We start from the raw sequence: 12,758 nt of genomic DNA on the forward strand, positions 1-12,758 counted from the left end.
GCCTCTTCATCAAGAGGCGGCCGCTTTTTTTAACCGGGGGTCGTTATGTACGCTTTAACCCACGGTCGGATTTATACCGGCCATGAAATTCTGGATGACCATGCGATTGTTATCGCCAATGGCCTGATTGAACGTGTTTGCCCGCTGGCAGAGCTGCCGCCGGAGATTGAACAGCGCTCACTCAATGGAGCAGTAATCTCCCCCGGTTTCATCGACGTACAGCTGAACGGCTGCGGCGGTGTGCAATTTAATGACTCCGCCGATGCGGTAACGGTCGAAACGCTGGAGATCATGCAGAAAGCCAACGAGAAATCAGGCTGCACCAGCTATCTGCCAACGCTCATTACCAGCAGTGATGACCTCATGAAGCAGGGTATCCGCGTGATGCGCGAATACCTGGCCAAATATCCGAATCAGGCGCTGGGTCTGCACCTTGAAGGGCCATGGCTGAATATGGTCAAGAAAGGGACGCATAACCCGAATTACGTGCGTAAACCTGATGCGGAACTGGTTGACTACATGTGTGCGAACGCCGATGTCATCACCAAAGTGACGCTGGCGCCTGAAATGACCGGCACTGACGTCATCAGCAAACTGGCCGCCGCCGGGATTGTTGTTTCAGCGGGCCATTCTAACGCCACGCTGAAAGAGGCCAAAGCCGGCTTCCGCGCGGGCATTACCTTTGCGACGCACCTTTATAACGCCATGCCGTACATCACGGGGCGTGAACCGGGTCTGGTCGGCGCGATTCTGGATGAGCCAGACGTTTACTGCGGCATTATCGCGGACGGTTTACACGTCGATTACACCAACATTCGCAATGCCAAGCGGCTGAAAGGTGACAAGCTCTGTCTGGTAACAGATGCCACCGCCCCGGCAGGTGCAAATATTGAGCAGTTCATTTTTGCCGGTAAAACAATATACTACCGCAATGGACTGTGTGTGGATGAAAACGGTACGCTGAGTGGTTCCTCTTTGACCATGATTGAAGGGGTGCGTAACCTGGTTGAGCATTGCGGGATTGCGCTTGATGAAGTCCTGCGTATGGCCACCCTTTATCCAGCTCGCGCAATGGGCGTGGATAAACAGCTTGGCGGAATTGCACCAGGTATGGTTGCAAACCTGACGGCATTCACACACGATTATAAAATTATTAAGACCATCGTTAATGGTAACGAGGTCGTCACTGAGTAAGTAAAAGTATGACACCTGGCGGACAAGCTCAAATTGGTAATGTCGATCTCGTTAAACAACTTAACAGTGCGGCGGTATATCGCCTGATTGACCAACACGGGCCAATCTCACGTATCCAGATAGCCGAACAAAGCCAGCTTGCTCCCGCCAGCGTGACAAAAATTACCCGCCAGCTCATTGAGCGCGGTCTGATCAAAGAAGTCGATCAGCAGGCTTCCACTGGGGGCCGCCGCGCGATCTCCATTATTACCGAAACCCGCAATTTTCAGGCAATTGGCGTCCGGCTGGGTCGTCATGACACCACGCTCACGCTCTACGATCTGAGCAGCAAAGCCATTGCGGAAGAGCACTATCCCCTGCCGGAGCGCACCCAGGAGACGCTGGAGCATGCGCTGCTGAATACCATCGCGCAGTTTATTGAAAGCTGTCAGCGCAAGATCCGCGAACTCATCGCTATTTCCGTCATTCTGCCCGGCCTGGTCGACCCGGAAAGCGGCGTGATCCGCTATATGCCGCACATTCAGGTTGAAAACTGGGGGCTGGTCGACGCGCTGGAAAAACGTTTCAAAGTGACCTGCTTTGTGGGCCACGACATTCGCTCTCTGGCGCTGGCTGAGCACTACTTTGGTGCGAGCCAGGACTGCGAAGACTCTATTCTGGTGCGCGTTCACCGCGGTACGGGCGCAGGCATTATCTCTAACGGCCGAATTTTTATTGGTCGCAACGGTAACGTTGGTGAGATCGGCCACATTCAGGTTGAACCCCTCGGGGAACGATGCCACTGCGGCAACTTCGGTTGCCTTGAAACCATTGCCGCCAACACCGCCATTGAGCAGCGCGTTCGCCATCTGCTGGAGCAGGGTTATCAAAGCCGCGTCACGCTCGACGATTGTAAGATAGGCACCATCTGTAAAGCCGCCAATAAGGGCGACGCGCTGGCCTGTGAAGTGATCGAGCAGGTGGGGCGCCATCTGGGGAAAACCATCGCCATCGCCATTAACCTGTTTAACCCGCAAAAAGTGGTTATCGCGGGTGAAATTGTGGAGGCGGAAAAGGTACTGCTGCCCGCTATTGAAGGCTGTATTAACACCCAGGCGCTAAAAGCATTCCGCCAGAACCTTCCGGTGGTTCGTTCAAAGCTTGACCATCGCTCGGCGATTGGCGCATTCGCGCTGGTCAAACGCGCCATGCTCAACGGAATTCTGCTGCAGCATTTGCTGGAAAGTTGATCGGACCTTATAGTAACGCCTTCTTTTTTTGATGTCGGACTGTCCATGACCATTAAGAATGTAATTTGTGATATCGACGGCGTGCTGATGCACGACAACGTTGCCGTGCCGGGTGCTGCGGAGTTTCTTCACCGCATCATCGACAAAGGAATGCCTCTGGTTCTTCTCACGAACTACCCTTCTCAGACCGGTCAGGATCTGGCAAACCGCTTTGCGACGGCGGGTGTCGACGTCCCGGACAGCGTGTTTTATACCTCGGCGATGGCCACGGCGGATTTCCTGAAGCGTCAGGAAGGGAAAAAAGCCTACGTTGTCGGTGAAGGCGCGCTGATCCACGAGCTGTACAAAGCGGGCTTTACCATCACCGATGTCAACCCGGACTTTGTGATTGTGGGTGAAACGCGCTCCTATAACTGGGAGATGATGCATAAGGCATCCTTCTTTGTGGCTAACGGCGCGCGCTTTATTGCGACCAACCCGGATACCCATGGCCGTGGTTTTTATCCGGCCTGCGGCGCGCTATGTGCCGGTATCGAGAAAATCTCCGGGCGCAAGCCTTTCTACGTTGGCAAGCCAAGCCCGTGGATCATCCGCGCCGCGCTCAACAAGATGCAGGCCCACTCTGAAGAAACCGTTATCGTCGGCGACAACCTGCGCACCGACATTCTGGCCGGTTTCCAGGCGGGTCTGGAGACGATTCTGGTGCTCTCCGGCGTCTCTCAGCTTGATGACATAGACTCGATGCCGTTCCGGCCAAGCTGGATCTACCCCTCCGTTGATGAAATTGACATCATCTGATACCGAACCACGCCTGAAGGCGTGGTTCTTTAATTTTACGCCCGCAAAACACAACCCCATCTAACAAAAAAGCGCTTTCATTGCATAATCATCAATAAATGCGCTCATGACATACGCCTTTTTCACTGATCCGCAACCGCCATTGCACTATTTCCGCTTTCACCCGTAAAACGCTTGCGCGCCCTGCCCCTTTGCGGCATTTTCATAAGCAAGCAACATTACAAAGCAACAGGGTTAACGGAGAAGGTTATGTGTTCAATTTTTGGCGTACTGGATATTAAAACTGACGCGGGCGAACTGCGTAAAAAAGCACTCGAACTGTCCCGCCTGATGCGCCATCGCGGCCCGGACTGGTCCGGCGTTTACGCCAGTGACAAAGCGATTCTGGCTCACGAACGTCTGTCTATTGTTGACGTCAACGCCGGTGCACAGCCGCTGTATAACGAGAAAAAAACGCACGCGCTTGCTGTCAACGGTGAGATCTATAACCATCAGGCGCTGCGCGCCGAGTACGGCGACCGCTACGCCTTCCAGACCGGCTCTGACTGTGAAGTCATCCTGGCGCTGTATCAGGAGAAAGGCCCCGAATTCCTCGACGACCTGCAGGGCATGTTCGCATTCGCCCTGTACGACAGTGAAAAAGACGCCTACCTGATTGGCCGTGACCACATTGGTATTATCCCGCTGTACATGGGCCACGATGAACACGGTAACTTCTATGTTGCGTCTGAAATGAAAGCCCTGGTGCCGGTCTGCCGTACCATTAAAGAGTTCCCGGCGGGCAGCTACCTGTGGAGCAAAGACGGCGAGATCCGTCAGTATTATCAGCGTGACTGGTTCGACTACGACGCGGTGAAAGACAACGTCACGGACAAAGCCGAGCTGCGTCAGGCGCTGGAAGATTCCGTTAAAAGCCACCTGATGTCTGACGTGCCATACGGCGTGCTGCTCTCCGGCGGTCTGGACTCCTCCGTGATCTCCGCGATCACCAAGAAATTCGCCGCGCGCCGCGTGGAAGATCAGGAGCGCTCAGAAGCCTGGTGGCCACAGCTGCACTCCTTTGCCGTGGGCCTGGAAGGGGCACCTGACCTGAAGGCCGCGCAGGAAGTGGCAAACCACCTGGGTACTGTGCACCATGAAATTCACTTCACCGTGCAGGAAGGCCTGGATGCGATCCGCGATGTGATCTATCACATCGAAACCTATGACGTAACGACAATTCGCGCCTCCACGCCGATGTACCTGATGTCGCGTAAGATCAAAGCGATGGGTATCAAAATGGTGCTTTCCGGTGAAGGTTCTGACGAAGTGTTTGGCGGCTACCTGTACTTCCATAAAGCGCCGAACGCCAAAGAGCTACACGAAGAGACCGTGCGTAAGCTGCAGGCTCTGCATATGTTTGACTGCGCGCGTGCCAACAAAGCGATGTCGGCATGGGGTGTTGAAGCACGCGTTCCGTTCCTGGATAAGAAATTCCTCGACGTGGCGATGCGCATCAACCCGCAGGACAAAATGTGCGGCAACGGCAAAATGGAAAAACATATCCTGCGTGAATGTTTTGAATCCTACCTGCCGGCAAGCGTTGCCTGGCGTCAGAAAGAGCAGTTCTCTGATGGCGTAGGCTATAGCTGGATCGACACCCTGAAAGAGGTGGCGGCAAAACAGGTTTCTGACCAGCAACTGGAAACCGCTAGCTTCCGCTTCCCGTACAACACGCCAGGCTCGAAAGAGGCGTATCTGTACCGCGAAATTTTTGAAGAGCTGTTCCCGGTTCCGAGCGCTGCGGAGTGCGTACCGGGTGGTCCTTCCGTCGCCTGCTCTTCTGCTAAAGCGATTGAATGGGATGAATCGTTCAAATCCATGAACGATCCATCAGGACGTGCGGTAGGCGTTCACCAGTCGGCCTACAAATAATCACTCAAATCGCACCAGGGCCCCTCAGGGGGCCCTATTTTTTTGCCTCACATTTCATCGTCTAAAACCGATTAATAACCAATAATTGCCGAATATTCGGTCACGCTGTTCGCAACCTAACCAAACAGTCACATTCCGGCTATTTTCGTTGAAAAAGGTGTTGACGCTGCAAGGGTCTATACGCATAATGCGCCCCGCAACGCCGATAAGGTAACGCGAAAAAAGATGGCTACGTAGCTCAGTTGGTTAGAGCACATCACTCATAATGATGGGGTCACAGGTTCGAATCCCGTCGTAGCCACCAAATTTAGATTGTCGATTTTTCGGTAATCAAGACAAATTGTTGGGGTATCGCCAAGCGGTAAGGCACCGGATTCTGATTCCGGCATTCCGAGGTTCGAATCCTCGTACCCCAGCCAATTTAAAAAGTCGTTAAGCAGTTTGTTTAACGCAATTGGGGTGTCGCCAAGCGGTAAGGCTCTGGTTTCTGATACCAGCATTCCGGGGTTCGAATCCCTGCACCCCAGCCACTTAAGTAACAAAAAAGCCCGCTCTGCGGGCTTTTTTGTTTTTGTTGTTCAGAATTGAGTAGCCTGATGCCCTCACCCTGGCCCTCTCCCACGGGGAGAGGGAATAAATATTAGAGTCCCAGGGCGTATTTGAGCGCCTGACGCTTCAAGCCACCGGCGCGTTCCGCCGCCATTAACCCAATATTACGCAGAATGCGCACCGGGGCTAAGTCATTGCTGAACCCGGCATAGAACAGATCCATTCCCGACTGCATGATAAAGTTATCCGCCATGCGTCGCGTCTGGTAACGCTTCAGAACCTGATGGCTGGACCAGTTTTCTGCATGTCCGCGGGCGCTGCCAAGTACATCCAGTAACGCCTCAACGTCACGGTACCCCAGGTTTACACCCTGCCCGGCCAGCGGGTGAATGGTGTGTGCTGCATCGCCCACCAGCGCCAACCCTTCGCGGGCGTACTGCAAAGCGTGACGGCGCGTGAGCGGGAACGCCCCTGCAGCGACCGGCGTAACGTTGCCCAGACGGTTCGGGAAGTGCATGTGAATCTCCCGCTGCAGTTGCTCCATTGAAAGCCCCTGCAGCTGGCGAATGCGCGCCGGTTTGTCGTACCACACCAGCGACGCCCAGTTATCGAACAGCGGTAAAAAGGCGTGCGGACCATTCGGGGTAAAGTGCTGCCAGGTGCTCTCTCCCGGCGCCTTCTCGCACTGGACGGTAATCAGCATACAGGACTGCTCGTACTGCCAGGCATGAACCCCAATACCCGCCATCTGCCTGACCTGCGAGTTGGCACCGTCCGCTCCGATGACCAGCTTCACGGCCAGTTCATCGCCGCTGTCGAGCGTTAGTAAATAGCCGCTATCGTGAGGATGCAGCGCCTTAAGCGACGCCGGAACACGCAGCGTTACCTTCGGGTGCGCCTCCAGCGCCTGCCAGAGCGCCCGCTGGAGCACGTTGTTTTCCACCATATAACCCAGGCGCGGTAGCTTCAGCTCGGCGGCATCAAACGCGACGTGGGCATTTTCCCACTCCCAGGTTTCAAGGCGGCTGTAAGGATGCGCGCGCATCGCCAGCACCGCCTCCCATACGCCCAGCCCGCGCAGCAGATCAACGGAGGCCGCGCTGATAGCGGAAATACGCACATCCGGTTTGGCCGCCGGATCGTATTGCGCAGGCGCCGACTGTTCAATTACCGTTACCTCAAATCCCTGCTGCGCCAGCCCCAGCGCCAGCGCGCCGCCGACCATACCGCCGCCGACAACGGCAACTTCGGTGTGTTGGAGTGTCATGGTCAATTTTCCTTATTGGAGAATCCCTTAAGTTTACCGGATTTTTTCGGTCCTGAGACACATAACCTTCATACTGGTCACAACCCCACCAAAGCATTACAATACGCGGCTTGCAATCCTGAGCTGAGCAAGTCGATGACTAAAAAACTCCATATAAAAACCTGGGGCTGTCAGATGAACGAATACGATTCATCCAAGATGGCCGATCTGCTGGATACCACCCACGGATACCAGCTGACTGAAAATGCGAAAGAAGCGGACGTGCTGCTGCTGAACACCTGTTCCATTCGTGAAAAAGCGCAGGAAAAAGTCTTTCACGTATTAGGTCGCTGGAAACTCCTTAAGCGAAAAAATCCGGACCTGATCATCGGCGTGGGTGGCTGCGTCGCGTCGCAGGAAGGCAAGCTGATCCGTCAGAGAGCCCCCTATGTGGATATTGTCTTTGGCCCGCAGACCCTGCACCGTCTGCCTGAGATGATCAACCAGGTTCGCGGCAATCGCAGCCCGGTCGTTGACGTCAGCTTCCCGGAAATCGAAAAATTTGACCGTCTGCCGGAGCCGCGCGCCGATGGCCCGACCGCCTTCGTCTCCATCATGGAAGGCTGCAACAAGTACTGTACCTACTGCGTGGTGCCGTACACCCGTGGTGAAGAAGTCAGCCGACCGGCAGATGACATTCTGTTTGAAATCGCGCAGCTGGCCGCACAGGGCGTACGCGAAGTGAACCTGCTGGGCCAGAACGTTAACGCCTGGCGCGGAGAGAACTACGACGGCACCACCGGCAGCTTTGCCGAACTGCTGCGTCTGGTCGCCGCGATTGACGGCATCGACCGCATTCGCTTTACCACCAGCCATCCGATGGAATTTACCGACGACATCATCGACGTCTATCGCGATACGCCAGAGCTGGTGAGCTTCCTGCACCTGCCGATTCAGTGCGGCTCTGACCGCGTGCTGAACCTGATGGGCCGTCCGCACACGGTGCTGGAGTATAAGTCGACCATCCGTAAGCTGCGTGAAGCCCGCCCGGATATCCAGATAAGCTCTGACTTTATCGTCGGCTTCCCTGGCGAAACCGCTGATGACTTCGAGCGCACCATGAAGCTCATCGGCGAAGTGAACTTTGACGTCAGCTACAGCTTCATCTTCTCAGCGCGTCCGGGAACGCCCGCGGCCGATATGGTTGACGATGTACCGGAAGAAGAGAAAAAGCAGCGTCTGTATATTCTGCAGGAGCGCATCAACCAGCAGGCCAATGCCTGGAGCCGCCGTATGCTCGGCACCGTTCAGCGCATTCTGGTAGAAGGCACCTCACGCAAGAGCATTATGGAACTCTCCGGCCGTACCGAGAACAACCGCGTGGTGAACTTTGAAGGCACCCCGGACATGATCGGTAAATTCGTGGACGTCGAGATTGTCGAAGTGCTGACCAACTCGCTGCGCGCAAAAGTGGTACGTACCGAAGACGAAATGGGCCTGCGTATTGCAGAGTCGCCGGAATCCGTGATTTCGCGTACCCGCAAAGAAAATGATTCTGGCGTGGGAATTTACCAGCCTTAATCCTCATGGCCTGCCTTTCCGGCAGGCCTTGTATTTCCTCTTATCGTCCCCAATATCATCCGCAACGCTTGCGCCTTTATTCTATGGCGTGAATAATTTCGGTAATGACCGTTTTATTACGCCCTGTCGCAACGGATCAGTTAACCAATCAAAGAGGAACAGTTTGAACATAGATACGCGTGAAATTAGCCTTGAGCCAGCAGACAACGCTCGCCTGCTGAGCCTGTGCGGGCCGTTTGATGACAACATCAAACAACTGGAGCGACGTCTGGGTATCGAAATCAATCGTCGCGATAATCATTTCAAACTTACCGGACGCCCTATCTGCGTCAACGCCGCCGCGGACATTCTGCGTAGCCTGTATGTTGATACCGCCCCGATGCGCGGCGAAATTCAGGATATCGAACCGGAACAGATCCACCTCGCCATTAAAGAGGCGCGCGTGCTGGAACAGAGCGCGGAAAGCGTGCCGGACTATGGCAAAGCCATTAACATCAAGACCAAACGTGGCGTGATTAAGCCGCGCACGCCAAACCAGGCGCAGTACATCGCCAACATTCTTGACCATGACATCACCTTCGGCGTGGGTCCGGCGGGTACGGGTAAAACCTATCTGGCCGTTGCCGCTGCGGTTGATGCGCTGGAACGCCAGGACATCCGGCGTATCCTGCTGACCCGCCCTGCCGTTGAAGCGGGTGAAAAACTGGGCTTCCTGCCGGGCGATCTGAGCCAGAAGGTCGACCCGTATCTGCGCCCTTTATACGATGCGCTGTTTGAAATGCTGGGCTTTGAGAAGGTCGAGAAGCTCATTGAGCGTAACGTTATCGAAGTTGCTCCGCTCGCCTACATGCGTGGCCGTACGCTGAACGATGCGTTCATCATCCTCGATGAAAGCCAGAACACCACCATCGAACAGATGAAGATGTTCCTGACGCGTATCGGCTTTAACTCAAAGGCAGTCATTACGGGTGACGTAACGCAGATTGACCTGCCGCGCAGCACCAAATCGGGCCTTCGCCACGCCATTGAGGTGCTGGCCGAGGTCGACGAAATCAGCTTTAACTTCTTCCACAGTGAAGACGTGGTACGCCACCCGGTGGTCGCGCGTATCGTTAACGCTTATGAAGCCTGGGAAGAGGCGGATCAGAAGCGTAAGGCCGAACTGGCCGCAGAACGTAAGCGCGAAGCGCAGGAGCAAGAACAGAAATGAGTCAGGTGATCCTCGATTTACAGCTGGCCTGTGAAGATAATTCCGGCATGCCAGATGAGGCACAGTTTCAGAAATGGCTGGATGCCGTTATCCCCCAGTTTCAGGAAGAATCAGAAGTCACGATTCGCCTGGTGGATGAAGCAGAAAGCCACGAGCTTAACCTGACCTATCGCGGGAAAGATAAGCCGACCAACGTGCTCTCTTTCCCGTTCGAAGCGCCGCCGGGTATCGAGATGCCGCTATTGGGCGATCTGATCATCTGCCGTCAGGTGGTTGAACAGGAAGCCAAAGAGCAGCAAAAACCCCTTGAGGCCCACTGGGCGCACATGGTGGTACACGGCAGCCTGCATCTGCTCGGCTACGATCATATCGAAGACGACGAAGCGGAAGAGATGGAGACCCTCGAGACAGAGATAATGCTTGCTCTGGGCTATGAGGATCCGTACATTGCCGAGAAAGAATAGTCCGTCACCTGACGGATTAACATGCCGCCACGAAAGGACATCGCGTGGCGGTAAACGTTGAACTAACAAGAGAACCCTTAACAAACGCCATGAGCGACGACAATTCACACAGTAGCGACACGACAACCAGTAAAAAGGGATTTTTCTCCCTCATTCTGAACCAGCTTTTCCACGGCGAACCGAAAAACCGTGATGAACTGCTGGAGCTGATTCGTGATTCCGGGCAGAACGACCTTATCGACGAAGATACGCGCGAAATGCTCGAAGGGGTTATGGACATCGCCGACCAGCGCGTCCGCGATATCATGATCCCCCGTTCGCAGATGATCACCCTGAAACGCAACCAGACGCTGGACGAGTGCCTCGATGTCATCATCGAATCCGCCCACTCGCGTTTCCCGGTTATCAGCGAAGACAAAGATCACATCGAAGGGATTTTGATGGCGAAAGATCTGCTGCCGTTTATGCGCAGCGATGCCGAAGCCTTCAGCATGGAAAAAGTGTTACGCCAGGCCGTGGTCGTGCCGGAGAGTAAACGTGTGGATCGGATGCTGAAAGAGTTCCGCTCGCAGCGTTACCACATGGCGATTGTTATTGATGAATTTGGTGGCGTGTCCGGTCTCGTCACGATCGAAGATATTCTTGAGCTGATCGTGGGCGAAATCGAAGATGAGTATGACGAAGAGGAAGACATCGACTTCCGTCAGCTCAGCCGCCACACCTGGACCGTGCGCGCGCTGGCCTCGATTGAAGACTTCAACGACGCCTTCGGTACCCACTTCAGCGATGAAGAGGTTGATACCATTGGCGGGCTGGTGATGCAGGCCTTTGGCCATCTTCCGGCGCGCGGCGAGACCGTTGACATTGACGGTTACCAGTTCAAAGTGGCAATGGCCGACAGCCGACGTATTATACAGGTTCACGTCAGAACGCCGGACGATTCACCGGTGCCAAAACTGGAAGATTAATGTAAATGGCATTTGCCTCACTTCTTGAACGCCAGCGCGTCCGTTTGCTGCTGGCGCTGTTACTCGGAGCCAGCGGTACGCTGGCTTTTTCTCCTTACGACATCTGGCCTGCGGCCATTCTCTCCCTGATGGGACTACAGGGTCTGACCCTGAATCGTCGTCCGGTACAGGCTGCCGCCATCGGCTACTTCTGGGGACTGGGGCTATTTGGCTCAGGTATCAACTGGGTCTATGTCAGCATCGCCCAGTTTGGCGGTATGCCGGGCCCGGTTAACGTCTTCCTGGTGGTGCTGCTCGCTGCGTATCTCTCGCTGTATACCGGTCTGTTCGCAGGCATCCTTTCTCGCCTGTGGCCGAAAACGACCTGGCTGCGCGTCGCTATTGCCGCGCCGGTGGTCTGGCAACTTACCGAGTTCCTGCGCGGTTGGGTGCTGACAGGCTTCCCATGGCTGCAGTTCGGCTACAGTCAGATTGATGGCCCCCTGAAAGGCCTGGCGCCGGTGATGGGCGTTGAGGCCATCAATTTCCTGCTGATGGTTGTCAGCGGCCTGCTGGTACTGGCGCTGGTGACACGCTGCTGGAAGCCGCTGGTTGTGGCGCTGGTGCTGTTCGCTCTGCCCTTCCCGCTGCGCTATATCCAGTGGTTCACCCTTGAGCCCGAACGCGCCACGCAGGTTTCTATGGTTCAGGGAAATATCCCGCAGTCCATGAAGTGGGACGAGAAAGAGCTGCTGAATACGCTGAAGATCTACGCCAACGCCACGGAAGAGGTGATGGGTAAATCACAGCTGATTATCTGGCCAGAGTCGGCGATCCCCGATCTGGAGATTAACCAGCAGCCGTTCCTCAACATGATGAACGACCTGCTGCTCTCGCGTGGCAGCACGCTGATCACCGGGATTGTTGATGCGCGTCTGAATCAGCAGAACCGCTACGACACCTACAACACCATCATTACGCTCGGCAAAGACAGCGAGTACAGCTACAACTCCACTGACCGGTACAACAAGAACCACCTTGTGCCGTTTGGTGAGTTTGTTCCGCTGGAGTCAATTCTGCGCCCGCTGGCACCGTTCTTTGACCTGCCGATGTCCTCTTTCAGCCGCGGGCCATACGTTCAGCCCCAGCTGCATGCGCACGGATTTGCTCTGACGGCGGCCATTTGCTATGAGATTATCCTCGGCGAGCAGGTGCGCGACAACTTCCGCCCGGACACGGACTTCCTGCTAACTATCTCTAACGATGCCTGGTTTGGTAAGTCAATTGGCCCGTGGCAGCACTTCCAGATGGCGCGGATGCGCTCCCTGGAGCTGGCGCGTCCGCTGCTGCGCAGCACCAACAACGGCATCACCGCCGTGATTGGACCGCAGGGTGAAATTCAGTCCATGATCCCGCAGTTCACCCGGGAAGTGCTGACCACAAAAGTCACGCCAACATCCGGCCTGACGCCATACGCCCGTACCGGCAACTGGCCGCTGTGGATATTGACCGTGCTGTTCGGCTTTGGCGCGGTGCTGATGAGCCTGCGTCAGCGTAGTAAATAACCTTACCTCCTTTGCCGGGTGGCGCTGACGCTTACCCGGCCTACATTTCGTTCCCGTAGGT

General features: G+C 55.3%; 10 protein-coding genes and 3 tRNA genes. 12 read left to right on the forward strand and 1 reads right to left on the reverse strand.

The features are described from left to right. Positions 1-45: 45 nt before the first annotated feature. The 7 genes from nagA to ABR39_RS11855 all read left to right on the forward strand — a co-directional run bounded on the left by nagA (position 46) and on the right by ABR39_RS11855 (position 5,665). A complete protein-coding gene (gene nagA, locus ABR39_RS11825; protein WP_047347091.1) occupies positions 46-1,194 on the forward strand; it encodes an N-acetylglucosamine-6-phosphate deacetylase in 1,149 nt (382 codons plus the stop codon). A gap of 8 nt (positions 1,195-1,202) precedes the next feature. Beyond that, positions 1,203-2,423, forward strand: coding sequence for a DNA-binding transcriptional regulator NagC (nagC, locus tag ABR39_RS11830; protein ID WP_021242995.1), 1,221 nt, complete (start codon positions 1,203-1,205; stop codon positions 2,421-2,423). A gap of 45 nt (positions 2,424-2,468) precedes the next feature. Further along, the gene (gene nagD, locus ABR39_RS11835; RefSeq protein ID WP_008501057.1) at positions 2,469-3,221 is read left to right on the forward strand and encodes a ribonucleotide monophosphatase NagD; all 753 of its coding nucleotides are present in this window, start codon (positions 2,469-2,471) and stop codon (positions 3,219-3,221) included. A 249-nt stretch (positions 3,222-3,470) separates the two neighbouring features. Next, positions 3,471-5,135: an asparagine synthase B gene (gene asnB / locus ABR39_RS11840; protein WP_010428626.1), complete on the forward strand. Its 1,665-nt coding sequence runs from the start codon at positions 3,471-3,473 to the stop codon at positions 5,133-5,135. A gap of 227 nt (positions 5,136-5,362) precedes the next feature. Further along, positions 5,363-5,439, forward strand: a tRNA-Met gene (locus ABR39_RS11845). Positions 5,440-5,479: 40 nt separating this feature from the next. Continuing rightward, positions 5,480-5,554: transfer RNA gene (locus ABR39_RS11850), tRNA-Gln, on the forward strand. A 36-nt stretch (positions 5,555-5,590) separates the two neighbouring features. Next, positions 5,591-5,665: transfer RNA gene (locus tag ABR39_RS11855), tRNA-Gln, on the forward strand. A gap of 110 nt (positions 5,666-5,775) precedes the next feature. Here ABR39_RS11855 and ubiF read toward each other — a convergent pair. Beyond that, positions 5,776-6,951, reverse strand: a complete 1,176-nt coding sequence (gene ubiF, locus ABR39_RS11860) for a 3-demethoxyubiquinol 3-hydroxylase (protein ID WP_047347092.1) — start codon at positions 6,949-6,951, stop codon at positions 5,776-5,778. Between the two features lie 135 nt (positions 6,952-7,086). Here ubiF and miaB point away from each other — a divergent pair, with 135 nt between their 5' ends. From miaB to lnt, 5 genes are all read left to right on the forward strand, one after another. Continuing rightward, positions 7,087-8,511 carry a tRNA (N6-isopentenyl adenosine(37)-C2)-methylthiotransferase MiaB gene (miaB, locus tag ABR39_RS11865; protein ID WP_028012350.1) on the forward strand — a complete coding sequence of 475 codons (1,425 nt, stop codon included), beginning with the start codon at positions 7,087-7,089 and terminating at the stop codon, positions 8,509-8,511. A 163-nt stretch (positions 8,512-8,674) separates the two neighbouring features. After that, a complete protein-coding gene (locus tag ABR39_RS11870) occupies positions 8,675-9,721 on the forward strand; it encodes a PhoH family protein (protein ID WP_047347093.1) in 1,047 nt (348 codons plus the stop codon). Beyond that, entirely contained in the window at positions 9,718-10,185 is a 468-nt protein-coding gene (ybeY, locus tag ABR39_RS11875; protein WP_047347094.1) for an rRNA maturation RNase YbeY, read from the forward strand. Before ABR39_RS11870 ends, ybeY begins: the two co-directional genes overlap by 4 nt. 89 nt (positions 10,186-10,274) lie before the next feature. Next, entirely contained in the window at positions 10,275-11,153 is an 879-nt protein-coding gene (gene corC / locus ABR39_RS11880) for a CNNM family magnesium/cobalt transport protein CorC (RefSeq protein WP_021242574.1), read from the forward strand. Positions 11,154-11,158: 5 nt separating this feature from the next. After that, on the forward strand, positions 11,159-12,697 hold the full coding sequence (gene lnt / locus ABR39_RS11885) for an apolipoprotein N-acyltransferase (RefSeq protein WP_047347095.1): 1,539 nt from the start codon (positions 11,159-11,161) through the stop codon (positions 12,695-12,697). The last annotated feature ends 61 nt before the right edge of the window (positions 12,698-12,758 follow it).

It is taken from the genome of Enterobacter genomosp. O (assembly GCF_001022965.1).
In the GTDB taxonomy this organism is placed as follows: domain Bacteria; phylum Pseudomonadota; class Gammaproteobacteria; order Enterobacterales; family Enterobacteriaceae; genus Enterobacter; species Enterobacter cloacae_L.

Bases quoted from the DNA above. Each gene is read 5' to 3' on its own strand.
- nagA (WP_047347091.1), top strand. From the start codon at position 46: ATGTACGCTTTAACCCACGGTCGGATTTATACCGGCCATGAAATTCTG.
- nagC (WP_021242995.1), top strand. From the start codon at position 1,203: ATGACACCTGGCGGACAAGCTCAAATTGGTAATGTCGATCTCGTTAAA.
- nagD (WP_008501057.1), top strand. From the start codon at position 2,469: ATGACCATTAAGAATGTAATTTGTGATATCGACGGCGTGCTGATGCAC.
- asnB (WP_010428626.1), top strand. From the start codon at position 3,471: ATGTGTTCAATTTTTGGCGTACTGGATATTAAAACTGACGCGGGCGAA.
- ubiF (WP_047347092.1), bottom strand. From the start codon at position 6,951: ATGACACTCCAACACACCGAAGTTGCCGTTGTCGGCGGCGGTATGGTC.
- miaB (WP_028012350.1), top strand. From the start codon at position 7,087: ATGACTAAAAAACTCCATATAAAAACCTGGGGCTGTCAGATGAACGAA.
- ybeY (WP_047347094.1), top strand. From the start codon at position 9,718: ATGAGTCAGGTGATCCTCGATTTACAGCTGGCCTGTGAAGATAATTCC.
- corC (WP_021242574.1), top strand. From the start codon at position 10,275: ATGAGCGACGACAATTCACACAGTAGCGACACGACAACCAGTAAAAAG.
- lnt (WP_047347095.1), top strand. From the start codon at position 11,159: ATGGCATTTGCCTCACTTCTTGAACGCCAGCGCGTCCGTTTGCTGCTG.